This is a genomic window from Arthrobacter sp. E1SS-5 (genome assembly GCF_057073715.1).
The window spans coordinates 646,036-671,136 of sequence record NZ_CP172703.1; the positions used below are offsets into that span (position 1 = coordinate 646,036).

Consider the following 25,101-nt stretch of genomic DNA (forward strand, 5'->3'; position numbering starts at 1 on the left):
GAGCATGCAGGAGGCGCCACCGCAATAGCGATGGCGCCTCCTGCATGTGTCAGGCCTGGGTGGCCCTACGCGTCTTCACGGTCCGGGTTCTCCAACCGGAAGAAGGTGGACTGGTTTCCGTCCGTCCGCTCTTCCTGGTAAATGAAGTTCAGCCGCCGGTCGTCGAACGTCTTGAACCATTCCTCCCAGCTGACCTCGCGAAGATTGGCGTCCCTGTCCTGGAAATCGATGCGCAGGACACCCAGGTGGTCGCCATGCTCGGTGCCCTCCACCGTGGCAGGGACACCGCCGCGTTCTTCGGCCCACTGCCTGATGACTTCATGGTGCGTGGTTGCCAGGCTGCGGCCTTCGCGCTCGGGCTCCTCCTCGGTGGAGGTGATCTCCTGCGAGTACTTCAGTGACTTGGACGAGTCATCGCCGTAACGGATCTTGCCGCCGTCGGGGCCGGCGCCAAGGTCCTCCGCGTCTGCGCCGGCATCCTCACTCCGGTTACCTCCGCCGCCCGCGCCTTCCTGGCGGGCCTTGGCCACCTCTTTGACCAGTTCTTCCTTGCGCATGCCGGAGGCGCCGGGAATGTGGTCTTCCCTGGCCTCCTTGCGGAGTTCATCCACTTTCATTCCGCGCAGCTCGGTTTCGCTCACGTCCGGGGTGTTGGGGGTTTGGTTGCCGGGCTCGTCACGGCCTTCCTTGCCGCTGCCTTCCTTGCCGCTGCTGGCCCGTCCGGAGTTGCCTGAGCCGGACCGGGAACCTTCCTTCCGGCCGCCGTCGTGGTCCTCCTGCCGGGCCTTAGCCACAGCCTTTACCAGCTCTTCCTTATGCATATCCGAGGCGCCGGCAATGTGTTCTTCCCTGGCCTCCTTGCGGAGTTCATCCACCTTCATGCTGCGCAGTTTCGTCTCGCTCACATCGGGCGTGTTCGGCGTCTGGTTACCGGGCTTGTCACTCATGTCAGGTCCTCCCTTTGCAGAACTCTTTTGCAGAATCGACAAATAATAAGGCTGCTTACTTTCTAGCGTGTGCCGGATGGCGGCGTCAAGCATCGGCACCCGACGTGTCACGCAGGCGCCGGTACTTACTGGCGGGGCCTTTGGACTCTGGGCCGGCCCAATCCCTGTTTGTAGGCTCCATGAATTCCGGTAGCAAGGAGGTTCGCGTGGGCAATGTGTTATCGGGTTTCCTGGCACTCATGGGGCCGTCGTCCGTCCGCGGGCACCGGCCTCCAAATGCGTTCCGGGAGCTGCCGGGCATTCTCGGCATAGCGGCTGCGGCCGGGATTTTCACGCACGCGGTCTTGCCGCGTGTGTTGGGGACCTGGGGTGCTACCGGGTTGGAAAGCAGCATGTCCCTTCCGGGCGACGGCCTGATTTCCGAGCCCGACGAAGTACAGACCATGGCAGTAACGATCTCCGCACCGCCGGACGAAGTCTGGCCATGGTTAGTGCAAATGGGTGTGGATCGCGCTGGGTTGTATTCCTACACCTGGGTGGAGAACGGACTGCTCCATCTGGGCGTCACGAATGCTGACCGCATCAATCCTGAGTGGCAGGACCTGAAGGTGGGTGACGTCATCGCCTTCACCCCGGAAGGATATCCGGGAGGAAGGGCGGGGCCGCGCGTGGTGGAGTTGGAGAGCGGCCGCCACCTGGTGCTCGATTCAAGCCCTGGCGCCCCTCCCGGAACAGTCACCGGAACGTGGCAGTTCGTCCTCCACAGTTCCGGTGCCAGGGGAACCAGGTTGCTGCTGCGGACGCGATCGGGCCCTGGCCGGCCCCCAGCGCTCCGGGTCATGGACTTCCTCCTCCGCCCCGGTTACCTCGTCATGGATCGTGCCATGCTCCTGGGCATTAAGAAGCGCGCCGAGGGCAACGTGCACAGCCGGGGGCCGTCCTGGGTGTCGTCGTGATCCTGGTGAAGACTACCGTTCCGTTTGCCGCGCTTCGCGGGGAATGCTGGCCCTGCCCTTGTTCGGACAACCACGTCAGGGCCTCGGAATCATCAGTGAAATATGCTGTGGGGGTCAGGGCCCGCTGGGAGAATGCGGCCACGACCTTACCCATCGCCCCGTCCCCAATGAGGGCCACTGCCGAAAACCCGCGGTACGCATTCATGCCGGCCCGGGACTCCGGCGTCAGCCCGGCGACACCGGCGAGATTAACCAGGAGAGGTAAAGTGCGCCCACCGCTCAAACCCTCCAGAACCCGGGCTGCACGCACCGCCGTCTGGTAGGTGATAAGGGCTTCCGGAACCCACTGCAACCGCAGCAGGTCCCCATCGCAAGACGCGGTAAAGAATTCGCTCATTCCTGTCCTGGCTCTCGTAGGCGGGCTTGCATTCCAGACGCTTGACTAATTGAAACCCCATTCTGCCGGACAGGTAGGACAAAAAGTCCAGGGGTAGTAGTCCCTACCGGTAGGGCTGTGGTCGTGGATGCTTGAAGAGTGATCAAGAGGGCTCCGATGTTCAACCTGTCCGTCGAGATCCGGCGCCCACCATCGGCGGTATTCGCGCTGCTCTCCGATATCCAGGACTTCGAACCGATACCCCGCGACGCAGCCGTCCGGATGGTCAAGGAGCCGGCTGGCCCAACCGCGGTGGGCACACGCTGGCACGAATGGGTACGCTTGGCGCCGGGTTGCTGGTTCCACACCGAGAGCGTGGTGTCCAATTTCGACCCGCCGCACCTTCTCGGCATGGACTTTTCCAGCCACTGGCTCAACGGGCACCTCTCCTACCAAATTGATTCTTTTGAGGGCGGAAGCATCCTGCACCACAGGGAAACCGTCCGGTCCCATTGGCTCCTCCGGTGGCTGCTGCCGGCCATCACCCGCAGCATGCGGCCCCGGCTGCTGCAGCGCCTCGCGGAGATCAGGCAAATTCTTGAAAGCGGCTCCGCCGGCGGTTCAACTGCGCACACCTCTTAAATTGGGGAGCGACGTCCATGTGGCGGTGGTCCGCCGGAGATCAGCCCAGCGCCTTTTCCAGCCATTGCACATAGCGCTCCGGTTCCAGCAGCGCCGCCGTGTGACCGGCAGGGCCCATCGAAATCATCCGTACCGGCCTGCCCAGCAATCTCTGGAGCCGGGGGATGTCGCGGGCGTCCTGGGTGCGGTCGTTCTCCGCCCGCAGCACCACGGCGTCTCCCCTCCACTGCTGAAACCGTTCCGGACGCACCAGCTGCCTCCTGGCCACGTCAGCGGCGACCGAGAAATGCGACACCATATCCGCCCTGGTCAAGTCGTGCCGGACAGTGTGGCGAAGAACTGCTGCCCAGTTGCCATCGGGATCTGACCCGGCCGGGATGAGTCCGGTGAGGCCGGCGAGCAGCAGGGAAGCCGACCAACGCTTCGGCAGTACCCGCGCCGCCAGGATTGCCACTGCCAGGGGCGGCACCCAGAGCCGGCCGTAGTCGGACGGGCCGCTGCTGGAGAGCACCAACCGGTTGATCCGGGCCGGATGGGCAGCAAGGAATGCCTGGGCGAGCAAACCGCCGTAGGACTGGCCCACCGCGTCGCAATGCTCAATTCCCTCAGCGCGCAGGATCGCAGAGACGCCGTCGTCTAAATCGGTAAATCGCTTCACGGGCGGGTAATCCGGCGCCACCACCGTGTGGTTGAGCGCAAGCCGCCCAAGGAAGTCGTACCCCAGCCCAGCCCGGCGCAGGCCGCCGGTTAGCCAGAGTACGGGCGGTCCCTCGCCCAGCCTTACATAGCGCCATTCCACCTCACCGACCCTAAGTTTCCGGCCGTGGGCAGCGGTGAAACGCCGCGCTGCCGCCAGAATTGCTTCCCCTGGCGGCACCGGCGGGAGTTGCGCGGTCACGTCGTCTCCCACGGGTGGCGGCGTTCGGTGAGAAGGACGACGGCGGCAACCACCCAGAATGCCGCACCCCAGCTGAGCGATGGAACCAGGATGGCAATTCCCGATGCGTTCCCGGAGGCCGCCATGAAGGAGTTGATGAAGGCGCCCGCGGAGAGGGGCGCGTGCATCAGCATGGCCAGGGGGAGGCTCCCGGTCCGGTCGTAGAGCCACACCATCAGCACCCGGTAAGCGGGCAGCCAGCCAAACAGGAACACGGCCCCGATGATGGCGCTGGGTATGGCTCCTGACGGGTCAGCGCTGTTGGCGAACATGGGGTAGTGCCAGGCACCCCACAAAACGGCCATGATCAAGGCAGTGGACACCACCCCGTGCCGCCGGCGCAGGCGGGGCAGCGCGAAGCCGGTCCAGCCCAGCTCCTCCAGCACGCCGACTATCAAGCCCACCGCGATCCCGGCCAGAACGACGATCACCAGCTCGCCCGCCGTCGAAACGCCGCCGTAAAAACCAGGGAAGACGACGGCGACTGCGACGGACGCCGAAGCCATGACGAGTGGAGCGGTCAGGAGCGCCAGCGCATACCAGCGGGCGCCCACCCGCCACCGGCGGAGGCGGGCTCCCAGTTCCCGAAGCCCCGCCTTTCCGTCCAGGAAGCTGGTGAGGATGATGGATGCGGCGGCGGGTCCGACGGGGCCAAGGGATACTGCAACAGCCATCGGGACCGGCGCGACGCCGATGACCGCTCCCATCAAGCCCCACGAAATGACAAAGGTCAGGGCGTAGTAGGAAGGTACAGGGTGCCGCCGGACAAAGTAGGTGAACCCTTTCCCCTCAGCGCCTGGTACCAGCGGCAATCCGTCCTGTGGCTGCGCAGTCATTCCAGACCTCCTGCCTGGCCCGCCGATGATCCTCAAACCCCAGCCTTGCCGCGCGAGGCCAGCGATAACAGGGCCTTTTGTCAGGGGGATTACCCGGTGCCTGGCGTAGCTGCCCCGCCTGTCACGCGTACTCCGCCGACGGCTCCTGTCCAGGGGGTGTCGCCAGGTGCCGGCACCACCAGGTGGGCGAAAACATACCCCTGCCGCAGTTCCATGACCTGTGTTGTGGCTCCGGGGCAGTCCAGCGTCAATTCGACGGGCCGGAAAGGAGCGCCGGGATGTTCCTGCCCGATGGCCACCCTGGCACTGGAAGCGCCGACGCAGGCGGCTGTAAAGGTGTACTGGCCAGGCACGGGGACTTCCGCCGTCGTGCCAAAACCCCTGACCGGGCCATCGAGCGGGCCCTCCTCAAAAAGGAGGACCGGCCCCGGTACTGCCTTCAGGAGCCGGTCCAGCTCACGGTAGTTGTGGACCTCGCGCTCCAGGACGAGAGGATCAATGGAAGGCATGGGGGAGTGTGTTTCGCGTGCTGGGCCGAGTGTTGGAGTCCGTGCAGGCTCGTCGTATTCGTAGGAGCACCCCGCTGTTGCGCTGGCCGGGATCAACAGGGACAGGACGAAAGCAAGCCCGTGCCACCTGCCCATGGTTCCCACACTTCGAATGGTGCGCAGGTGTGCCATGCAAAGTAAATACTGGATTAGCGGGTCGACAGCAGCGGTGTGTACCTAGCGCTTTTCACGGTCAGGTCCGGTGCTTCGGAAACAAGCTCCAGGGAACTCTCTCCCGGCCCGGGGAACACCAGCGACGTAAGTGTCTGCTCCCCGCCGTTGACGAATACTTCCACGGAAGAGTGGTCCACGAAGACAGTCAGGTCCACGGAACCGTCCCGGGCTGGTGCGGTCACGCTCCATGCCCCGGTGAACACCTGACCAATGTCCGCGCCGGTGCCTGGCGGCTGATCGCGTGAGACAGATGCGGTTTCTTTCCCGAAGTCGTAGGCCACGGTGGCGAAGACCGAGCCCCCTTGTGTCAGTTGCAGGAGAGCCTCGGGGTTGTTGTCGCCTGCTGCACCATCAACCATGGAGCGCTCAAGGGTGAGATCAAGCCGGTAAGCGCCCCCCGTGGGCATGGGAAGGCCTGGCGTCCCACCGGTACCAATGGGCGCCGGTCCAGCAGTTTCGGGTGCGCCTTCAAGCCTGGCCAGCGATTCCGAAGGTGCCGAGACCAGCGTGGCTTTGCCCTGCACCGTCTTCAGCCGAATGTCCCGCACGATCGAGTCCATGCCGCCCTGCCAGTCCACCGTGGGCAGCTTGCGGGCGTAATCCCAGTTGTTGACCCACCCTATGGCCCGCCGAGACTGCATCCGCTGGGATGCGGTGAGCCGTGGATCGTCCCATGTCACCGCCGCATAGAAATCAGGGCCTCCGTCCAGCCACTGATGCCGGTCGCTGCTAGGCGTGAAGGTGTGGCCGTCCCACGTTCCCGTCCAGTAGGCAACACCGGTGGTACGGCCTTCCGCGGCGCCGTTGGCGCTGGCCGCCAGGACCCAGGTCCGCCTGGAGGGGTCCCCGTCGAGATCCAACTGGAAAAGGTCCGGACATTCGAGGACGCCCAGCCCGGGCAACTCAACGCCGGAGACGTATCGCCACGCCTTCAGATCCTGCGATGTGTACATGCCCAGCTTGCTGCCTTCCGCCAGGACCATCAGCCACTGGTTGTTCGCCTCATCACGGAGGATCTTGGGGTCGCGCCAGTGCTCTTGCCCAGGGTTCTCCATCACCGGGTTTCCTTCGTAAGCGGTGAAGCTGTAGCCCCCGTTGGTTGAATAGAACAGGGACTGCCGCTGGATGCCCGCGTCCTGCTGCGTCGCCACGGCAATGACGGCGTCCTTTCCAAAACCGGCTGCGTTTTGGTGGTCCACAACGGCGCTTCCGGTTTCCACATCACCCAGTCCGTTCGTGTATTTGGGAATGGCCACGCCTTCGTCCTTCCATGACACCAGGTCCGGACTGGTGAGATGGAACCACTCGGTACCGTTGCCGTTGGGGTAGTCGGCGTTGTAGAGGTAGTAGTAATGCCAGAGGCCGTCGAGGAAGAACGGGCGTTGTGGATCGTTCATCCAGTGCTGGTCCGGTGTGATGTGATAGGCCGGCCGGAACGGCGACGATTCGTTACTGTCTTCGGCCGAGGTGCCTGCCACCGGAGTCCGGTCTACCCGGCCGAGATCCTCGAGCATGGCTTCAACAGCTTCAGCTGTGATGCAGCCCGGCCGGGCCGCGTCCCCTGCTCCAGGCCTGTGGATGTCATTTTGCTGGCTTGACCGCATAAAGATACTGCTGCCCGTCCTGACGCCGGCTACCCAACCGTCCGGGCATGCGATGCTCCTCAGATCCTCCACCCCCGCGGTGTCCAAGGCCCGGCCGTTCTCGAGCGTTCGGTCCCCTCCTGAGAGCCAGTAGGAACCGTAGCCGGCCCGCGCAGAGTGGAAGGCGGCCTGCGCCGTGGCGACATTTTCCAACGCAGCCTTGGCCCGCTCTTCATCGCTGTCCGGTGTGCCCGGCTTGAAGAGCCACACCGTAAAGCTCACAAGCATGATGCCGGCGATGAGCGTTGCTGAAAGCCACAGTTTGTTGTTCCTGGGAACCAAGGACAGATTCCATTTCGCGGACATAGCTGCCGTTCAGGTCGTGCCGGTATCGGCAAGGTGAGCAGGGGCGCCGGAAGGCACCCCTGCTCCTGATCCTTTGCCGGCCGCTGCGCCGGGCAGCGTTATCCGGTCAAGGCTGGTTACTTGTAGAGACCCTTCCCGCCAACGTTGACGTTGGTGGGAAGGTAACCAAACGGGCCCAGGCCGTTCTGGCCGAAGCTGCGGTCAACCTGGGTCACGCCGTTGCGGAAGTTGATTTTCACGGTCGGGGACAGCGATCCACCGCGCACGCCGTTGACGTTGTCGATGAACGACTGCACCAGCCCACCCGGCTGCACGTAGTGCGAATACGCCTGGAACTGGCGGCCGTTCTGCTGGCCGGAGATGGTGCCGCTCGGGTTGTTGGCCGGCAGGTTGAGGTCCGTCGGTGAGCCGAGCGCCAGGCCGCTGTTGTTGACCGGCTGGAAATCGGAGCGGACCCCGTCGCCAACAAAGCCGTAGACGCCATCGGGACCGCGCATGCCGTCCGCGTAGGTGAACTGGTGGCTGATCGTGTACAGGTAATACTTGTTCTTGCCGTTTTCGTTCTGGATGAAGATTTGCGGACGCTCGGTCTGGTCGTTGACGCAGTTTGCAGACAGGATCGGCGGGAGGAAGGACCACTTGGTGAGATCCTTGTTGTCCGCCACGGCAAGGCCGACGTTGGCGGTCTGGTACTTGGCGCCGCTGTTCTGGACGTCAGTCAGGCCCTCGGCGTGCGGATCGCCTGGCTGGTAGCCAAGGTCCTCGCCCTTGCACTCGTAGTCGCCACGGGTGCCGGCAGTGTTGCCTTCAAAGACCATGAACGTCTTGCCGGGATGTGCCGGGTCGGCGAACGTATACGGGTCGCGGAACGCGAAGCCCGGGTTCTGTGCCTTGGTCTGGTACATCTTTCCGTCCGGTTCCAGCAACTTCGTGTGCTCGAAGCCGTCGAAGCTCACACCGTTCTTGTCGGCGTGGATGTTGCCCAGTGCCTTGGCGATGACGGCGTCCGGGGCGATTCCGCCGCCGCCGGCGTTGCGCTCGGCCACGTCATAGAACGTGGTGGCGGTGTAGAAGACGTTGACGTGGTCACCCTGCATCAGGCGGGTGGAGCCAGACCACTCGGTGTTGCCCACGGAGGTGTTGTCCAGGAATAGATGTCCACCGTAGTTCCACTTGTCCTTGGCCGGATCGGCGTTGGTCTTGCGGAAAAAGTAGCCAATGCGCGCATTCCAGTGGCGCTGATCAAAGCCGTAGCCGGCGTGGCGGTCCGCGACGAGGGAGAAGATGACGTCCCAGCCCTTGTAGCTGACCTGGTTGGCGTTCTCATCCGTTAAGGACCAGGTGTCCCAGACCCACACGTCATCGTTCATGGCGGGGAAATCCTCAGGGATCTCCGGCATGGTGACGTCGGGGCTCATCGAATTCTGTCCGGGAGCAATGTTGGGGTTGCTCTGCGCCATGATCTGCTTGGCATCCGCGCGGGTCCACTTCGAGGTGAAGTCCGACGCCGGATCGAAGGCCTGCTGCGTGTGCTTGCTGGGGAGGGGGAAACCAGGCGTGGGAGCTGGCAGCTGTTCGATTGACGGGGGATCGGAGGGCTCGTTGGCCAGTGCGGCGGGGGTTGCCAGGAAAGTGGTTGCAGCCAGGGCGGCCACTAAGGCGGCGGCGGATCGCTTTCGCCACATTCGGGATTCATTGGGGTGCTTCGACATAGTGCTCTTCTCAGGGGAGTGACCGTGTGTGCAAGTGGGGCTTGTGCCCGGTTCCAGTACTTGGGCTCCCCAGAACCAGAGCTGTCACCGGGGACGCCTTCGTACTGGGTGAAAAGGGCCGTTGGGTTCCTTTTCATAAGTGGCTGGACGATTCCTGTGCGCAGCCGATGAATACCGTAGGGGGCCTGGGGAACGACCTCAAAACGCGTTACACAGCCCCAATCGAGGATGCAGCATGATGTGTGTAAGCGCTTGCACTTTGCCTTCTCCGCGCGCGTGCCACGTGGCGAAGCGGAGCGTCAAATGTGACGAAAACAGTTGCCGGGCCCTGCTTCAGCGAGGTCGTCGACAAGTCAAGGGAGAGCTGTGCAGCAGTGTCGGCACGGTGGGTTGGGGAGGCGAAGTTCTCTCGTGAGTGCCGTCCGCGCCGGACCGCAAAGGTAAGTTTGGGACAAAACAAAAGGCCCTGCTCCCTCTTATGCGAGGGGCGCAGGGCCTTTCCACTTGGCGGTGACGGTGGGATTTGAACCCACGTTGGCTTTTACACCAAACAACATTTCGAGTGTTGCACCTTCGGCCGCTCGGACACGTCACCAACCTCAATAGGGTACCGGAGCAAGGCCTGCATCCCCAAAACGGCTGCCCGGCGTGCGCTCGAAGCAGAGACTCGGTGCTGCCGAGGTCTCTGCGAGGTGGCAGATAACAGCAATGCCGCCGCGGAACATGGCCGTCATGTGGCATCTCGCGTGATTGTCGTACCCCCTTGTCATGATTGGTTTATGGGAAGGGCAGCGGTGGTCAGGGCTTATGCGGACATGCGGGCTGCCCTTGCTGTGTTGAACGCTGAGGTGGATGGGTGCGGTTCTGAGCCGTTTTCGGTGGCTGATCCTCTTGGTGGTTTGGCGGATGGGTGCCTGGATGTTTTGGCTGGTGCCCGGGTGGTTGAGGCCGGGTTCGCTGGTTTGAAGGCGAAGGCTGCGGTGAAGTACGCGGAGAGCGCCTCTGTTGTTGCCGGGCCGGATGTGCCGGTGCAGGCGCAGGAGATGGCGGTCGCGGCGGAGATCGGGTGTGTGCTGGTTTTGGGGCCGCGGGCGGCGTTATCGTTCCTGACTGTTTCGCACGCCGTTGTTTCCTCGTTGCCGCGGACCCTTGCGGGGCTGCAGGCCGGGACCCTGTCGTGGCAGCACGCGGTGGTGATGGCGGACGAGGCCGCGTGTCTGGACGCTGCCGGGGCGGCGGCGATGGAAGCCCATTTCCTGGACCCTGACGCCCCGGACCCTGCTCGGGGGTGCCCTGCCGGGGAGATGCCGGCGCACCGGTTTCGGGCCAAGGCCAGGACGTGGCGGGAACGCCACCACGCGGAGAGCATTGAGAAGCGCCATGTGAAGGGTGTGGCGGATCGGCGGGTGGAGTTCCGGCCGGACCAGGACGGGATGGCGTGGCTGTCCGCGTGTCTGCCGGCGGATCAGGCGTTGGCCGGGTGGAACCGGCTCACCGCAATGTCCCGGTCACTCCAAGGCCCCCGGGAGTTGCGCACCATGTCGCAGTTGCGGGCCGACACCTTCGCTGTGGCGGTTCTTGGCAGCGGCAGTATCACCCAAGGCGGTGGTACCTGCGCCATGCCCCTATCCGACACGGTCAGCGATGACGGGGCCCGTCCACGTGTCGGTGCCAGCGGCCGGGCCGGTGGCGTGGTTGGTGATGTCGTTGAAGGAGCCGGTGCAGGACCTGGACACTTGTCTTCGCCGATCCGGGCGCAGGTCCTGGTGACGGTCCCGGTGTACTCGTTGATGGGATTGACCGACGAGCCGGCCATGCTTGACGGGTACGGGCCCATCCCGCCGTCCATGGCCCGGGCCCTGGTCGCGAACGGGGCAACGTCGTTTTACCGGGTGTTGGTGGATCCGCGGGACGGGGCGCCGCTGGAAATCGGACGGAAGAGCTACCGCGTGAGCGGTGCGATGCGGGCCTGGTTGCGGATGCGGGACGGTAAGTGCCCGTTCCCGGGCTGCAGCAACAACTCCCTGGACAACGACGCGGACCATATCCTCGCCTGGGCCGACGGCGGGACCACCGGGATCAGCAACCTGGGACAGCCCTGCCCCAAACACCACAAACTCCGCCACACCACCGGGTGGAAACCCACCCCGGCCACCAAAAACGAACCACCCGGCTGGACCTCACCCACCGGCCGGCACTACCCAAGCGAACACCAGGACTGGGAACCACCCATGTGGCCCAGGCGGCTGGTGCCGCAACTGAAGCCGTTGAAAAGGGCGGTTGCTGGCTGCGCGGACTTGGTAGGCGCTGGCCTCTCCTTGGGGGAGGCAGGCCTTGAAACCATCCTCCACCCGCCCTCTGCCTAGCAGCTTGCCTGGTACAGGGGAATGTTGCCCCCGGGCTGCACGACGAAGGTAGCCGTGCGAGGTCGCCACGAAACCCCCGACACCGCTGTCGGACTTTCCCCCTCGCCGCGCGTCCGGATAGATTCGTCAGCAAGATGACGAATTCAGAGACCCCCATCCACGCAACCGCATACTGGACCACTGCCAAGGAGCACGGCGAGCTCAGGGCGGAAGAAGTTGCCGCCCCCGGACCGGGTGAAGCGCTTGTCCGTGCCCTGTATTCGGGCATCAGTAAGGGGACGGAAATGGTGGTCCACGCAGGGGCCGTTCCGCCGCGGGTCGCAGGGGAGATGCGCGCCCCGCACCAGGAGGGCGAGTTCCCCGGGCCCGTGAAGTTCGGCTACCTCTCCGTCGGAGTCGTGGAGGAGGGGCCCGAGGGGTGGAAGGGCCAGCGCGTCTTCTGCCTGAACCCGCACCAGGACCGCTACGTGGTTCCCGTTGAATCCCTGACCAGAATCCCGGACGAGGTCCCCTCGCGTAGGGCCGTCCTGACCGGCACAGTCGAAACCGCAGTCAATGCCTTGTGGGAAGCCGGGCCGCGCCTGGGGGACCGGGTCGCGGTGGTGGGGGCCGGCCTGGTGGGCGGCATGGTGGCCACACTGCTGCGCACCTTCCCGCTGCAGCGACTGCAGCTCGTGGACCTGGACCTGGGCAGGAAGCAGCTCGCGGACACGCTGGGCGTCGAGTTCGCGCAGCCGGATGACGCCCTGGCGGACTGCGACATCGTCTTCCACTGCTCGGCCTCCCAGGAGGGCCTGGAACGCAGCCTGCAGCTCGTCGGCGACGAGGGTGATGTCATCGAGATGTCCTGGTACGCCAACCGGGAGGTCACCGTACCGCTGGGGGAGGACTTCCATGCGAGGCGCCTGTCCATCCGGGCCAGCCAGGTGGGCATGGTGGCACGTGCCCGGCGCCACCGCCGCACTAACGCGGATCGCCTGGACCTTGCCGTATCGCTGCTCAAGGACCCCGTCTTCGATGCGTTCCTGACCGGATCATCCCGCTTCGAGGACCTGCCGGACGTGGTTCAGAACCTGGCCGACGGCAGCCTGCAAGCCCTGTGCCACGTGGTCGAATATCCCGGAAGCGCTCCCGCACCCAGTACAGCCAGAGACAACAACGGAAACTTGAGGTAACCCATGTTCAGCCTGACCGTCCGCCGTCACTTCATGATCGCCCACAGCCTTCCGCGTGAGGCGTTCGGGCCTGCCCAGGGCCTGCACGGGGCTACCTTCGTGGCCGAGGTGACCTTCCGTCGTCGTGCGCTTAACTCCGACGCAATCGTCCTGGATATTGGTGCCGCCGGGACCATCATTGAGGAAGTGCTGGCCGGCCTGAACTACCAGAACCTGGACGAGCACCCGGACTTCGAAGGCAAGCTGACCACCACGGAAGCACTCGCGGAATACGTCACCCAGCAGGTCGCCGCCAGGATCAAGGACAGCGACGACGGCCGCGAACTGGCGGGCATCGACGTTACCTTGCGCGAGAATCCCGACGCTTGGGCCACCTACTCCCTGGACCTCACCGCCTAACCGTGCGCCCCATCCGGCTTCTGGTCCCAGGCAACATCAGCCACAGCTCAGGCGGCAACGTCTACAACGCCCGCCTGGTGGCTGGCCTTCAAGCGCTCGGAGCCCAGGTGGACGTCGTCAGCGTCGATGGCAGCTGGCCGGACGCCACAGCGAAGGAACGGCGCCGGCTGGGCGCCCTGCTGGGGGCATGGGAACCGGAGACAGATCCCGGCAGTGCCGTGGCCCTCGTGGACGGGTTGGTTGCGGTAGGTGCCCCGGATGAACTGGAACTCGCGGCAAAGGCGGGACGGAATACATGGGTCCTGGTGCATATGCCCGTGCCGGAAAGTTCCGGGCCGGCTGCCCTGAAAAAGGAGGCAAGGGCGCTCCGGGCAGCAACTGGCGTGGTCTGCACCAGCACCTCCGCGGCGTCAGTACTGACAAAGCGGGGACTTAAGAAGGCCCAAGTGGTCCTGCCTGGAGTCGATCCCGGACCCACCGCCGTCGGTTCCACCCCTCCCCATCTGGCGGTCATCGCCGCCCTGCTGCCCAACAAGGACCAGGTGCTGACCGTCGAGGCGCTGGCCCGGATCCGAGACCTTGAGTGGACTGCATCTTTCGTGGGGTCGGACCAGGCCGACCCGGATTACGCGCGAGAGGTCCGGGCTGCCGTCGCTGCCAACGGGCTGCAGCAGCGGGTGCGGCTCGCGGGCGAACTGACGGGGGACGGGCTCGAAGCCGAATGGGCCCGCGCTGACCTGACCTTGTTGGTATCCCGAATCGAAGCATTCGGAATGGCTGTCACCGAGTCCGTGGCCCACGGAATCCCGGTACTTGTCCGCGAGGGGACGGGGGCAGTGGAAGCGCTTGGCACGGCCGGGTTGGCAGCGGACGACGGCGGTCCTCGCCTTCCCGGGGCAGCGCTGCCACTTCCAGCAGGGGGAAGTGAGAGTCCGCGTCGCCTGGCCGACGTTCTGCGCCAATGGTTGACGGACCAGCAAACGCGGGAAAGCTGGCGGACAGCAGCCCTTGAAGCGCGGACCAGGCTGCCGGACTGGAACAGCACCGCCCGGCAGATGCTGGGCATTCTGGCGGGGCGGGGCTGAGAAACGGGCCGGGACTATGACAACGGTCTAGAGGGTGCTCCGGTGCCCTGCGAAAAACTCCCGCAGCAGTTGTGCGCACTCATCCTCCCGGACCCCGGGGTACACCTCAACCCAGTGGTTGAGCCGGCGTTCGCGGAGGATGTCGAACACTGATCCCGCGGCCCCGGCCTTCTCGTCCCACGCCCCGAACACCACCCTGGGAATCCGGGCCAGCACGATGGCCCCCGCACACATGGCGCAGGGCTCCAGCGTGACCACCAGCGTGCAGTCGGACAGCCGCCAGCCGTCGTCGCTGCCGCCGCGGAGCCGGGCCCGTTCCTGTAAGCGTACGGCCGCCTCCCTGATCGCCACCACCTCGGCGTGAGCCGTGGGGTCGCCCAATGCCTCCCGTTGGTTCCGGCCGGAACCCAGCACGTCGCCGTCGGGCCCTATCACCACGGCCCCGATCGGCACGTCCTCCGTGGCGAGGGCGCGACGGGCCTCAGCCAGGGCAAGGCCCATCCAGGCGTTGTGTTTCTTTTCGGGCAACAGCATGGCTCAATGATAGTTTCGAGAGATACTAAGCTTGCGTACTTTTTCGGGAGGCATGATGAGCAGAGTCCAAGAGCGGATGGACCGATGGTTCAAGCCCTATGCCGCACTCTGGCTGACCCTGATCATCGGCGGAACGGTGGTTGTCATCATGGCGCTCGCCGGCGCCGAGGTCTATGACGACGTAGTGGGCAAGGACGGGCTCGCGAACCTTGACGTCCCGGCCCTCCACTACGCGGAGTCGCTGCGAAACCCGGGTCTCGATGCCTTTGTCACCGGGTTCACCAACATCGGCGGTGGCGTGGGCATGCCGATCCTCGCCAGCATCCTTACCGCGTGGCTGACGTTCGTGACCCGGACCTGGCGGCCACTCCTCCTGGTGGGCGGCGCTGCAACCGTCTCAATCCTGGCCACCACGTTCGGCAAGAAGCTCGTGGGCAGGACCCGTCCCGACCATGCTGACGCGGTGCCGCCTTACGAGAATTCGCCGTCGTTCCCCAGCGGCCATACCCTCAACACCACGGTGGTCATCAGCGTCCTCCTGTATGTCCTGTGCCTGCAGTTCCACCAGCTTTGGGTGAGGGTTACGGCAATCACGGCCGGGGTGATCTTCATCATCGCCATGGGGCTGAGCAGGGTTTTCCTGGGCCACCACTGGCTGACCGACGTCATGGCCGGCTGGACGCTGGGGCTGGCCTGGGTGGCCATCGTGATCCTGGCGCATCGGTTGTTCCACCTGTTGAGACGCAAGCAGCATGCCGGCCCTGCGCCCACGTTCGACCGTCCCGTGGTGCGTGACGTCGTCCTGGAATCCGTGCACGACGGCGGAGACGCCGGCAAGGAGGGTGCGTCCGGCAGCCGAGGCAAGGACACCGCCGGATGATAGTTTTGGGGGATGCGCACTCTCGTTGTTGACCACCCCCTGGTCGCCCACAAGCTCACCGTCCTGCGGGACAAGAACACGCCGTCGCCGGTTTTCCGCCAGCTGACGGAGGAGCTGGTGACTCTGCTGGCCTATGAAGCCACGCGGGAGGTCCGCACCGAGCCCGTCACCATCCAGACGCCCGTCAGCACCACGATTGGCACAGCGTTCACCAAGCCCACGCCGCTGGTGGTTCCCATCCTGCGTGCCGGCCTGGGAATGCTGGAAGGCATGACCAAGCTGGTCCCCACCGCCGAGGTGGGTTTCCTGGGCATGGCCCGGGACGAGGAAACCCTCGACATCATCACCTACGCCGAGCGCCTTCCTGAGGACCTGACGGGCCGCCAGGTCTTCGTGCTGGATCCCATGCTCGCCACCGGCGGCACCCTGCGGGAGGCCATCAAGTTCCTGTTCAAGCGGGGCGCCTCCGACGTCACCTGCATCTGCCTGCTGGCGGCCCCGGAGGGCCTGGCCAAGCTGGAAGAGGAACTGGGCGACGCCAACGTCCACATCGTCCTGGCCTCCATCGACGAGAAGCTCAACGAGAAGTCCTACATCGTTCCCGGCCTGGGCGACGCCGGCGACCGGCTTTACGGCATCGCAGGGTAGTTTTCACCCTTTTTCAATCCACGTCCCACCGCTAGCCTGTGCGGATGGACTGGAAACTCGAACTTGTCTTTGTCCCTGTATCCGACGTTGACCGTGCCAAGGATTTCTATGTCAACAAGGTGGGTTTCAATGCGGACTATGACGAGCGGCCTTCGGACGACGTCCGCTTTGTCCAGCTGACGCCGCCCGGTTCTGCCTGCTCCATTTGCATGGGCGAGGGGCTTTTGGACGCTCCTCCCGGCACAGGGACCACCCTTCAGATGGTGGTCGATGACATTCAAAAAGCGCACGACCACCTGAAGAACAATGGCGTGGACGTCAGTGACATCGAGGTGCTTCCTTGGGGCCACTTCGTCTACTTTGCCGACCCGGACGGCAACAAGTGGGCCGTCCAGTACATCCCCTGGCGGAACACGGGGCAGGACAACAGCGCGCAGGACGCTGGGCAAGGCAACAGTTAAAGCAAACCGCGGGCCGCATCGTGATGATGCGGCCCGCGGTTTGCTGGAATTCCCCAACTTTGCCCCGTCAACAAGGCGTGCGACGGCGGGTGGCCGGGGACGCGCCGTCGTGCGCCCCCAAAGGTGGGGAGATTCAGTGGGTGGTTCCCTCTTCAAGCGCTGGCGCCAGGGGAGAGGTGCCTAGTACCAGTTGTGCGCCAGGTGGAAGTTCAGTGCGCCGCAGGGGGACTGGTAGCTCTTCTTGATGTAATCCAGGCCCCAGTTGATCTGCGTGCGGTAGTTGGTCAGGTAGTCGGCACCGGCGCTGGCCATCTTCTCGGCAGGCAGGGACTGGACGATGCCGTAGGCCCCGCTGCTGGGATTGGTGGCCGTGGTGGTCCAGTCCGACTCCTTGGTCCACAGCGTCTGCAGGCACTGCATCTGGTCAGGTCCCCAGCCAAAGGTTGCCAGCTGGCCGGCGGCATACGCCTGGGCACCGGCCGGATCATTAACCGCGACGGCGGGTGCCGGCTCAGGAACAGGAGCAGGAGCAGGCGCCGGTGCCGGTGCGGGCGCCGGGGCCGGGGCTTCTGCTGCGGGGGCTGCCGGTGCAGGTGCGGGGGCTGGTTCCGCTGCCTGGGGTGCCACGCTGATGGCAGGCGGAACCGAGGCTGCCGGGTTGGAACGGATTTCGCTCTTCTCGATGCTCATTTGGGCGTCGGCCGCTGCCGTGGAAGAGTTTGAATCGGTGGATGACACCGGAGTCATGCTGCTGGTCGCCTGGCCTGCCGCGCCTACCCCCACCAGCACCGCGCAGGATGCTGCGAGGATCCCGGCCCGTGTGCCGAAGGTGGTCTTCTTGGCGGGCTTTGTAGCTGCTTGCTGCTCTGCCCGGTGTTTAGCCTTGGCATGCAGGCGTGGTTCTGCCGTGTTTTTGGACATGATTGATCGCCTCTCACACCTGCGGAGTTAGCTGTCGGGTTCGGATGAGGGCATCCGGCCGCACGGAAAGATCACGTACGTGCTTAACCCCAAGGGCGTTCATTGCCCGGGACGGTGGGTCCCCCGCCTCTGCCGTTGCTCAATCGGAATCCGGGGAAGCGGCAGAGCTTGGCGTCAACCCGGGATATGCGGCCCGAACGGGAGCCGCACCCAATCGACGGTACAGGAAAAGCGCGTCAATGTCACATTTAGGTAACGGATGTCACTATCTCCTGCGCGCCTGTTTGCTCGGGGGGTCAGTTCCGATCGTTACTTTGCGTACACCAGAACCTGTAGTTAGCTTCCGAGGACATAGAGAGTAGTGCCGCCGATGCTCTGCGGAGTGAAGTTCTCCGACACCCACTGCGCGATCTGGGCGGCAGCATCCGAACCGGAGGTGGACCGCATGGTTTCGCCGCTGATGAAATAGTGGATCTTTCCCTGCCTCACGAGGTCCTGGAACTGCGCCAGGGTGGGGGAGGGGTCGGTGCCGTTGAAGCCGCCCACCGCCATCACCGGCAGTTCCGTTGCCAGCTGGTACCCGGCGGCATTGTTGGAGCCCACTACCGCTGCTGCCCACGTGTAATTGGAGGCGCCGTCCTTGAGCGCGGCCACAAGATCCGCCGACGGGGTGGGTGCGCCGAGGAGACCGCCCATGCCGCCCCTGGGACCGCCTGCAAACCCGGCTCCGCCTTGGCTTGTCCCGCCAGTAACCCCGGCTCCGCCTGGGGTTGTCCCGCCGGGCCCGCCGGGGTTGGCCTGCTGGGAGCCCTGTCCGGGGAAGCTTTGCCGCGGGCCCTGCCCCGTGCCCCGTCCGGAGGTGTTTCGGCCGGCCGCACTGAAGCCTCCCGGCCCGCGTCCGCCTGCGCCGAAGCCGGAGGCTGGCCCTGCACTCACGATCGCCCCGCTGTGTGCCGTCGCCGCTGTAGTGACGGAGTAAGCCAGCGGCCCGGCGAGCGACGCAGCGATGGCGAGGGCCGCCGTCGTCCGCTGCATGGAACGCAAGCGCAGGAACCTGTTGAGCCCGATACCTGCTGCGGCAGCCAAACCTCCGGCGAGCACCAGCCAGCGCAGCCATGGGCCGTAGGCGGATGTGGTTCCCAGCAGGTAGAAGGCCATAAGGGCTGCCGTGGCCACCGCTGCAGCCAGGAAGCTGCCGGCAGCGGCCTCCCGGCGGTGCTGCCACAGCAGAACGCTGCCCAAACCGGCCATCGCCGCAATGCCCGGCGCCAGTGCCACCGCGTAGTAGGGGTGGATGATGCCGGCCATGAAGCTGAACACCAGGCCCGTCACCAGGACCCACGAACCCCAAATGATGACGGAAGCGCGGACGGCATCTGTCCGCGGGGCCCGTCGCCCCACCCACATCAGCCCCGCCGCAAGGATGAGGGCTGACGGCAGCAGCCACGCAATTTGCCCGCCGAACTCGCTGTTGAACATCCGCAACAGGCCCGGAACACCCCAGCCGTTGCCGCCGCCTACGCTGCCCGTTTCGTCGCCCGTCAACCGGCCCAGCCCGTTGTAGCCCAGGGTCAGTTCCAGGATGGAGTTGTTTTGCGACCCGCCAATGTAAGGCCGCATGTCCGCCGGGGTCAGTTCCACGGCCAGCAGCCACCACCCGGCGGAAACTGCCATGGCTGCCGCCGCGGCAACCAGCCGGAGCAGCCTCCGCCGCATCCCGGAGGGGCCTGCCACCGCGTAGGCCAGGGCATATCCGGGAACCACCAGCAGGACCTGCAGCTGTTTGGCCAGGAACCCAAAGCCCAGGAAAACCCCGGCCAGCAGGAGCCAGCGCAGCCGGTCCTCCTGGACTGCGCGCAGGACCCCGTACGCGGCGGCAGTCATGAGCAGCACCAGCAGGGCGTCCGGGTTGTTGAACCGGAACATCAGCGTGGCCACCGGGGTGAGGGCAAGGACTGCCGCCGCCAGCAGTCCTGCCCGGTGCGCGAGCCGAACCTCACCGGCGGCCGGCGCTGCGGCCCGACGCACCGCAAGATACGGCAGCCAGGCAGCCCCAACCCCCATCAGCGCCTGGGGGAGCAGGATGCTCCAGGAGCTCAGGCCAAAGATGCGGACTGACAGCCCCATGATCCACAGGGAGGCCGGCGGCTTGTCCACCGTGATGGCATTCGCGGCGTCGGAGGAACCAAAAAACCACGCTGCCCAGTCCTGCGATCCGGCCTGGGCTGCGGCGGAATAGAACGCGTTGGCCCAGCCGGACGCCCCGAGGTTCCACAGGTACAGCACGGCCGTACCGGCCAGCACAGCTGCAAGTTCCAGCCGCCGGCGAAAGGCCTCGCCGTCGCGGAGGGCGAACCCCTCCCGGCGCACCAGCGGATTCCCTCCAGTGCGGACTGCGGTGGTTACAGGGATGGTGTGCTGGCTGGCCATGGTGTCCTACTTGGTGAGCTGGTAGACGGTTGAGCTGCCCACGGTCTGGGCCTGGAAATTGGCCTGGACCCAGGCGGCCACCTCGGAGTTGCCGCCCCGGCCACCCATGCGCCCTCCGCCCATGCCGCCGGCGCCACCCTCGATGAAGTAGCCGATCTGGCCCTTGGCCACCATGTCCTGGAACTCGGCCAGAGTGGGGTACGGGTCGCCGCCGTTCCAGCCGCCCAAGGCAATGACGTTGGTGTCCGTGGCCAATTCCAGGCTTGCCGCCTGGCTGGCACCGGAGACGATCGCCGACCACTTTGTGCTGGTGGCCTTCAGCAGGGCAGTCACAGCGGCATCGGGGGTTCCTTCACCGGGACCGCCCGCACCACCGGGACCACCGGCACCGTCCGCGCCGCCGTCCGGTGCACCGCCAAAGCCATTCATGGGATCGAGTCCGTCGGTTCCGGTGGCAGAGTCCGTGGCGGAGTTCCTGCCGTCGGTCCGGTCGCCCCGGAAGCCTGCGGCCCGGTTACCGAAAGCGCCCGCCGAGCCCGCGGGCCCCGACGTCGGAATGGAGCCTGAGTGCGCGGAAGCAGCAGTGGCCACGGTCCAGGCACCTGCTCCAAGCCCGCCCGCCAGCAGGGATACCACGACGACGGCGGCGGCCCCGGCGCGTCGGAACCGTCCGGCGGTGCCCAGCGCGTCGAGGCGGAGCAGGATTGCCGCGGCGGCAAGGACACCGAGGATGATGACCGCCACGCGCAGCCAGGGGAGCCATGATGCGTCGCGGCCCTGGAGGACGGAGGACCAGATCGAGGTGCCCAGGACGGTCACCGCCAGGACAATGCGGGCAGGCCAGTATGCGCGGCCGCGCCAGAGCTCCACTGCACCGATGCCCACCAGGGCCGCGATGGCCGGTGCCAATGCAACGGAGTAGTAGGGGTGGACGATGCCGCTCATGAAGCTGAAGACACCCGCAGTGACCAGGAGCCAGCCACCCCACAGGATCAGGGACGCGCGGCTTGGGGAAGTGCGGGCTTCACGCCGGGTGAACCACAGGCCCGCCACCAGCAGGATCAGGGCAGCGGGCAACAGCCATGACACTTCGCCGCCGAAGCTCGTCCCGAACATCCGCAGCAGGCCGGCAGCCCCGCCGAACCCGGAGTTGCCGCCGCCGAAGCCAGCGGGCCCACCTGCCGCACCTGCAGCATCTCCCGCTCCGCCGCCGGGCATGCCTTCGCCGGAACCAGTGATCCTGGCCAGGCCGTTGTAGCCGAAGGTCAGTTCCAGGAAACTGTTGGTGGTGGAGCCGGCCATGTACGGGCGCTCTGAAGCGGGAGTGAGCTGGAAGAGCGCCACATAGCTGCCGGCCACCACAATGATTCCGCCCAGGGCGCCCAGCAGGTGGGCAATGCGGCGCCCGATCGAGGTGGGCGCCGCCCACAGGTAGGCGAGCCCCAGCGCCGGGACGATCAGGAAACCCTGGAGCATCTTGGTGAGGAACGCCAGCCCGATCACCGCTCCGGCCGCCACCAGCCACTTCCAGCCGGCCCGCTCGATGGCACGGGTGGTGAAGTACGCCGCCAGGACCAGGCACAGGGTGAGCATTGCGTCAGGGTTGTTGAACTTGAACATGAGCGCCGCCACCGGCGTCAACGCCAGGGCGCCGCCTGCCAGCAGCCCAGCCGCCGGTCCGGAAACTCGTTTCACGGCCAGGTAGAGGAACCCGACGGCGGCCACACCCATGAGTGCCTCCGGCACCAGCATGCTCAGCGGCGAGAAGCCGAAGATCCGGCCAGCGAGCGCGGGGATCCACAGTGCCGCGGGCGGCTTGTCGACGGTGATGGCGTTTCCGGCGTCGAGCGAGCCGAAGAGGAAAGCGGTCCAGTCCTTGGTGCCGGCCTGGATGGCCGCGGCGTAGAAGGAGTTGCCGTAGCCGGTTGCTGCAAGGTTCCACAGGTACAGGACGGCCGTGGCTGCGAGGAGCCCCGCCGCGGAGGGCCGCACCCAGTGGGCCTGGTTGCCGAAGGCGTGGCGGGTCCAGCGCGGCATTGGCTTGCGCGGTACCGGGTTCGCTGTTTCGGCAGGGCCTGCGGCTGGGTGCTGGGGTACGGCGGTGGAGCCTGCGCCTGCCGGGGAAATGGTGGAGGTCATGATGCTGCCGTTTCTGTGGAAGTGGTTGCCGTGATGTTTTCAGCAGTGGCGTCGGAACCGGTGCTGCCGGGACCGGCCGGTACCGGGGGCGTCGTCCGGTCCCGGAAGACCCACAGCCGGAACAACAGGAACCGGACTGCCGTGGCCGCAAGGTTCGCCGCCACTACGGTGAGCACTTCCGCCCACCGGTCGGGCGTCGTCGTACTGTGCACAAGGGCGAGCGCTCCGGAGGTGAGCAGCAGGCCAATGCCGAAAACTATCAGCCCCTCGAAGTGGTGCCGGACCGGATTGCCGCCCTGGATGCCAAAGGTGAAGCGCCTGTTCGCTCCGGTGTTGGCCACCGCCGTGATCAGCAGCGCCAGGAAGTTTGCCAGCTGCGGGTCCATAAAGCCGCGGCAGAACAGGAAGATCAGCAGGTAGGCCAGGGTCGAGGCGGCCCCGATCACGGCGAACCGGACCAACTGGCCGAACAGGCTGCTGCCGCGGGTCTGTTCGTCTTCCCGCGACGACGCCGGCAGCGGACCCCGCGCCAGGGCGGCGCGCAGCTCCGGTACCGGGATGCGGCCGTACACCAGGTCCCGGGTAAGCCGGGCCATGCCCCGGACGTCCGCCAGCGCCGTCCGGAGCACGTCCACACTTGAATCCGGGTCGTCAACCCAGTCGACGGGAACTTCATGGACCCGCAGTCCGCAGCGCTCGGCGAGGACCAGGAGCTCGGTGTCGAAGAACCAGGAATTGTCCACGGTGTACGGCAGGATCTGCTGGGCGATGTCGGCACGGATGGCCTTAAAGCCGCACTGGGCGTCGCTGAACCGGGCACCCATGAAGGAGTGGAGCATCAGGTTGTAGCTGCGCGAGATGAACTCCCGCTTGGGGCCGCGGACAACGCGGGAGTTGCGGGTGAGGCGGGTGCCGATGGCCAGGTCCGAGTGCCCCGAGATCAGCGGTGCCAGCAGAGGGGGCAGGGCGGCAAGGTCGGTGGACAGGTCCACGTCCATGTACGCCAGGACGGGCGACGGCGACGCCAGCCATACCTTGCGCAGGGCATTCCCGCGGCCCTTCTCGTCGAGGTGGACCACCGCGAGCTCAGGGAACTCACGCGCCAGCCGTTCGGCGATCTTCAGTGTCCCGTCTGTGCTGGCGTTGTCCGCCACCGTGATCCGGAAGCTGTGCGGGAAGGAATCGTGCAGATGGTTGTGGAGCCTGCGGAGGCATTCCTCAAGGTCGCGTTCCTCGTTGAAGACGGGAATGGTGACATCCAGGACGGGGACAGCGGTCCTGGTGTCGACGGGCGCGCGGCGTACGGCACGCCCGCGGGATGGAAGGCCAGTGGATGGAAGGCGGGCAGAAGGAGGGCCCGGCGGCGCCACCGCGGCGTCCTGCAGGGTTCCTGAAGTGGAGTCGGTGAGCGTCATGAATCAAGAGTGGCGCCGCCGGATTTGTGGGCTTTAGGCACAACCTGTGACGTGCCTGTGTAAGTGTTGCTCCCCTGGTTTTAGGTCCTGGCCGGCCCCGCGGCAGGGAGGCGTACGGCGAACTCGGTCCTGCCGGGCCGGGAGACCAGTTCCACGGTGCCGCCATGCGCGGCAACGATGGATTCAACAATGGACAGGCCCAGGCCTGATGACCCCTCCCATCCGGAGCGGGCGGTGTCCGCGCGGGTGAACCGGCTGAAAATGCTGCCCTGGAATTCGGCGGGGATACCCGGGCCGTCATCGGTGACCGTGACCACCACACTCCCGTCTGCTGAGAGCATCACGCCCGTAGTTACAGTGGTGCCCGCCGGCGTGTGCTTCCGGGCGTTGGAGAGCAGGTTGGCCAGCACCTGGTGCAGCTGGGTGGTGTCCCCGCGGACCGTGACGGGTTCGTCGGGCAACTTCAGCTGCCAGGTGTGGTCCGGGGCCATGACCTTCTCGTCGCTGACGGTTTCGATGACCAGCTGGGTCAGGTCCACATCCGTGGTTTCAGTTGCCTTGCCCTCGTCCAGGCGGGCCAGCAGCAACAGGTCTTCAACCAGCGCGGTCATACGCTCCGACTGGCTCTGGACGCGGCCCAGCGACTTTTGCCCGTCCTCAGTAAGGTGTTCGGTCATGCGCATAAGCTCGGTGTAGCCGCGGATGGCGGTCAGCGGAGTTCGAAGTTCATGCGACGCGTCGGCAACGAACTGGCGCACCTTCATCTCGCTGCGTTGCCGGGCCTCCAGCGCGCTGGAGACGTTGTCCAGCATCAGGTTCAGGGCATGGCCCACACTGCCCACCTCCGTGGTGGGATGGGCGGCGGAGGGCGGCACGCGCACGGCCAGCGCCACCTCACCGGCATCCAGCGGCAGCTTGGAAACCTTGGTGGCGACGTCCGACAGCTGCTCCAGTGGCCGCATGGTCCTGCGGATCATGGCCGTGCCGGCCAACCCGATCAGGACCAGGCCGCCCAGCGAGACCAGCACCATGGTCAGCACCAGTGAGGCCTCGGTGCTTTGCTTCATCGACAGCGGCAGTCCCGTGATCACCACATCGCCGTACGCGGTCTGGGTGGCCAGCACCCGGTAGTCGCCGTTGGACAGCTCGCGGTCAACCGGCAGGCCATCGTGGGGGAGTGCCTGCAGGGTGGCAACATCAGAGGAGGTCAAGGATGTCCGCGTGAAGTCGGAGGAAAGGAAGCCAGCCTCCCTGCTGACCTGCCCGTTCACCACCCGGGCATTCAGCGTTCCCACACTCTGCCCGCGCGCGTCGAGTGGATCGGGGCGGCCGGACGGGTTGCCTTCGGGCGGCCGGCCGCGGGACGCCAGCTTCAGCTGCGCATCCAGTTGATTGGTGAGGACCACGTCCATCGAGGCATAGCTGACCACGCCGATCGCACCGGAGATGGCCACCAGGAGCGCCATGGAGAGCAGGATCAGGCGGGTGCGGAGGTGCCAGGTGGAGGGGTTGAACCAGGACCGGCCGGCAGGCCGGGGGACACCGGAAAGCGATGACATGCTTTTCCTTGG

22 protein-coding genes, 1 tRNA gene and 1 riboswitch are annotated in these 25,101 nt (G+C 65.7%); of the genes, 9 read left to right on the plus strand and 14 right to left on the minus strand.

The window, feature by feature from the left end:
• Nucleotides 1-65 precede the first annotated feature (65 nt).
• Entirely contained in the window at nucleotides 66-947 is an 882-nt protein-coding gene (locus tag ACIGJD_RS03180) for a Rho termination factor N-terminal domain-containing protein (RefSeq protein ID WP_483688268.1), read from the minus strand.
• A 206-nt stretch (nucleotides 948-1,153) separates the two neighbouring features.
• Between ACIGJD_RS03180 and ACIGJD_RS03185 the strand changes: the two genes are divergently transcribed.
• Nucleotides 1,154-1,903, plus strand: coding sequence for an SRPBCC family protein (locus ACIGJD_RS03185; protein ID WP_483688269.1), 750 nt, complete (start codon nucleotides 1,154-1,156; stop codon nucleotides 1,901-1,903).
• On the opposite strand, the gene ACIGJD_RS03190 is transcribed toward ACIGJD_RS03185, so the two are convergent.
• Nucleotides 1,845-2,300, minus strand: coding sequence for a DUF7793 family protein (locus ACIGJD_RS03190; RefSeq protein WP_483688270.1), 456 nt, complete (start codon nucleotides 2,298-2,300; stop codon nucleotides 1,845-1,847). The two genes, ACIGJD_RS03185 and ACIGJD_RS03190, sit on opposite strands and share 59 nt — an antisense overlap.
• Nucleotides 2,301-2,438: 138 nt before the next feature.
• Between ACIGJD_RS03190 and ACIGJD_RS03195 the strand changes: the two genes are divergently transcribed.
• The gene (locus tag ACIGJD_RS03195; protein WP_483688271.1) at nucleotides 2,439-2,921 is read left to right on the plus strand and encodes an SRPBCC family protein; all 483 of its coding nucleotides are present in this window, start codon (nucleotides 2,439-2,441) and stop codon (nucleotides 2,919-2,921) included.
• Nucleotides 2,922-2,961: 40 nt separating this feature from the next.
• Here ACIGJD_RS03195 and ACIGJD_RS03200 read toward each other — a convergent pair whose 3' ends face one another.
• The 6 genes from ACIGJD_RS03200 to ACIGJD_RS03225 all read right to left on the minus strand — a co-directional run bounded on the left by ACIGJD_RS03200 (nucleotide 2,962) and on the right by ACIGJD_RS03225 (nucleotide 9,672).
• Nucleotides 2,962-3,819, minus strand: coding sequence for an alpha/beta fold hydrolase (locus ACIGJD_RS03200; RefSeq protein ID WP_483688272.1), 858 nt, complete (start codon nucleotides 3,817-3,819; stop codon nucleotides 2,962-2,964).
• The gene (locus ACIGJD_RS03205) at nucleotides 3,816-4,694 is read right to left on the minus strand and encodes a CPBP family intramembrane glutamic endopeptidase (protein ID WP_483688273.1); all 879 of its coding nucleotides are present in this window, start codon (nucleotides 4,692-4,694) and stop codon (nucleotides 3,816-3,818) included. Before ACIGJD_RS03205 ends, ACIGJD_RS03200 begins: the two co-directional genes overlap by 4 nt.
• A gap of 89 nt (nucleotides 4,695-4,783) precedes the next feature.
• A complete protein-coding gene (locus ACIGJD_RS03210) occupies nucleotides 4,784-5,203 on the minus strand; it encodes a hypothetical protein (protein ID WP_483688274.1) in 420 nt (139 codons plus the stop codon).
• A gap of 188 nt (nucleotides 5,204-5,391) precedes the next feature.
• Nucleotides 5,392-7,341: a glycoside hydrolase family 32 protein gene (locus ACIGJD_RS03215; RefSeq protein ID WP_483688275.1), complete on the minus strand. Its 1,950-nt coding sequence runs from the start codon at nucleotides 7,339-7,341 to the stop codon at nucleotides 5,392-5,394.
• A gap of 140 nt (nucleotides 7,342-7,481) precedes the next feature.
• Nucleotides 7,482-9,077: a glycoside hydrolase family 68 protein gene (locus ACIGJD_RS03220; RefSeq protein WP_483688276.1), complete on the minus strand. Its 1,596-nt coding sequence runs from the start codon at nucleotides 9,075-9,077 to the stop codon at nucleotides 7,482-7,484.
• A gap of 505 nt (nucleotides 9,078-9,582) precedes the next feature.
• Nucleotides 9,583-9,672: transfer RNA gene (locus tag ACIGJD_RS03225), tRNA-Ser, on the minus strand.
• 184 nt (nucleotides 9,673-9,856) lie between these two features.
• Here ACIGJD_RS03225 and ACIGJD_RS03230 point away from each other — a divergent pair.
• The 4 genes from ACIGJD_RS03230 (at nucleotide 9,857) to ACIGJD_RS03245 (ending at nucleotide 14,102) form a co-directional block, all read left to right on the plus strand.
• Complete coding sequence (locus tag ACIGJD_RS03230) at nucleotides 9,857-11,443, plus strand: HNH endonuclease signature motif containing protein (RefSeq protein ID WP_483688277.1); 1,587 nt, start codon at nucleotides 9,857-9,859, stop codon at nucleotides 11,441-11,443.
• A gap of 134 nt (nucleotides 11,444-11,577) precedes the next feature.
• On the plus strand, nucleotides 11,578-12,618 hold the full coding sequence (locus tag ACIGJD_RS03235; RefSeq protein ID WP_483688278.1) for a zinc-dependent alcohol dehydrogenase: 1,041 nt from the start codon (nucleotides 11,578-11,580) through the stop codon (nucleotides 12,616-12,618).
• 3 nt (nucleotides 12,619-12,621) lie between these two features.
• The gene (locus ACIGJD_RS03240) at nucleotides 12,622-13,017 is read left to right on the plus strand and encodes a 6-pyruvoyl trahydropterin synthase family protein (protein WP_483688279.1); all 396 of its coding nucleotides are present in this window, start codon (nucleotides 12,622-12,624) and stop codon (nucleotides 13,015-13,017) included.
• Between the two features lie 2 nt (nucleotides 13,018-13,019).
• Nucleotides 13,020-14,102 (plus strand): glycosyltransferase family 4 protein, encoded by a 1,083-nt coding sequence (locus tag ACIGJD_RS03245; protein WP_483688280.1) that lies wholly within the window; start codon nucleotides 13,020-13,022, stop codon nucleotides 14,100-14,102.
• A gap of 27 nt (nucleotides 14,103-14,129) precedes the next feature.
• On the opposite strand, the gene ACIGJD_RS03250 is transcribed toward ACIGJD_RS03245, so the two are convergent.
• A complete protein-coding gene (locus ACIGJD_RS03250) occupies nucleotides 14,130-14,636 on the minus strand; it encodes a nucleoside deaminase (protein WP_483688281.1) in 507 nt (168 codons plus the stop codon).
• Nucleotides 14,637-14,691: 55 nt separating this feature from the next.
• Between ACIGJD_RS03250 and ACIGJD_RS03255 the strand changes: the two genes are divergently transcribed.
• The 3 genes from ACIGJD_RS03255 to ACIGJD_RS03265 are packed head-to-tail and all read left to right on the plus strand — an operon-like array spanning nucleotide 14,692 to nucleotide 16,625.
• Complete coding sequence (locus ACIGJD_RS03255) at nucleotides 14,692-15,516, plus strand: phosphatase PAP2 family protein (protein ID WP_483688282.1); 825 nt, start codon at nucleotides 14,692-14,694, stop codon at nucleotides 15,514-15,516.
• A gap of 12 nt (nucleotides 15,517-15,528) precedes the next feature.
• Nucleotides 15,529-16,164, plus strand: a complete 636-nt coding sequence (gene upp, locus ACIGJD_RS03260; RefSeq protein ID WP_142131178.1) for a uracil phosphoribosyltransferase — start codon at nucleotides 15,529-15,531, stop codon at nucleotides 16,162-16,164.
• A gap of 44 nt (nucleotides 16,165-16,208) precedes the next feature.
• Nucleotides 16,209-16,625, plus strand: coding sequence for a glyoxalase superfamily protein (locus ACIGJD_RS03265; protein ID WP_142131177.1), 417 nt, complete (start codon nucleotides 16,209-16,211; stop codon nucleotides 16,623-16,625).
• Between the two features lie 180 nt (nucleotides 16,626-16,805).
• Here the strand turns inward: ACIGJD_RS03265 and ACIGJD_RS03270 are convergent, their stop codons facing one another.
• The 5 genes from ACIGJD_RS03270 to ACIGJD_RS03290 form a co-directional block, all read right to left on the minus strand.
• Nucleotides 16,806-17,546 (minus strand): aggregation-promoting factor C-terminal-like domain-containing protein, encoded by a 741-nt coding sequence (locus ACIGJD_RS03270; RefSeq protein ID WP_483688283.1) that lies wholly within the window; start codon nucleotides 17,544-17,546, stop codon nucleotides 16,806-16,808.
• 5 nt (nucleotides 17,547-17,551) lie between these two features.
• Nucleotides 17,552-17,712: riboswitch (cyclic di-AMP (ydaO/yuaA leader) on the minus strand.
• Nucleotides 17,713-17,882: 170 nt separating this feature from the next.
• On the minus strand, nucleotides 17,883-19,976 hold the full coding sequence (locus ACIGJD_RS03275; protein ID WP_483688284.1) for an ArnT family glycosyltransferase: 2,094 nt from the start codon (nucleotides 19,974-19,976) through the stop codon (nucleotides 17,883-17,885).
• A 6-nt stretch (nucleotides 19,977-19,982) separates the two neighbouring features.
• Entirely contained in the window at nucleotides 19,983-22,115 is a 2,133-nt protein-coding gene (locus ACIGJD_RS03280) for an ArnT family glycosyltransferase (RefSeq protein WP_483688285.1), read from the minus strand.
• On the minus strand, nucleotides 22,112-23,530 hold the full coding sequence (locus ACIGJD_RS03285; RefSeq protein WP_483688286.1) for a bifunctional glycosyltransferase family 2/GtrA family protein: 1,419 nt from the start codon (nucleotides 23,528-23,530) through the stop codon (nucleotides 22,112-22,114). The genes ACIGJD_RS03280 and ACIGJD_RS03285 overlap by 4 nt, the downstream gene beginning before the upstream one ends.
• An 80-nt stretch (nucleotides 23,531-23,610) precedes the next feature.
• Nucleotides 23,611-25,089 (minus strand): sensor histidine kinase, encoded by a 1,479-nt coding sequence (locus ACIGJD_RS03290; protein WP_483688287.1) that lies wholly within the window; start codon nucleotides 25,087-25,089, stop codon nucleotides 23,611-23,613.
• Nucleotides 25,090-25,101 lie beyond the last annotated feature (12 nt).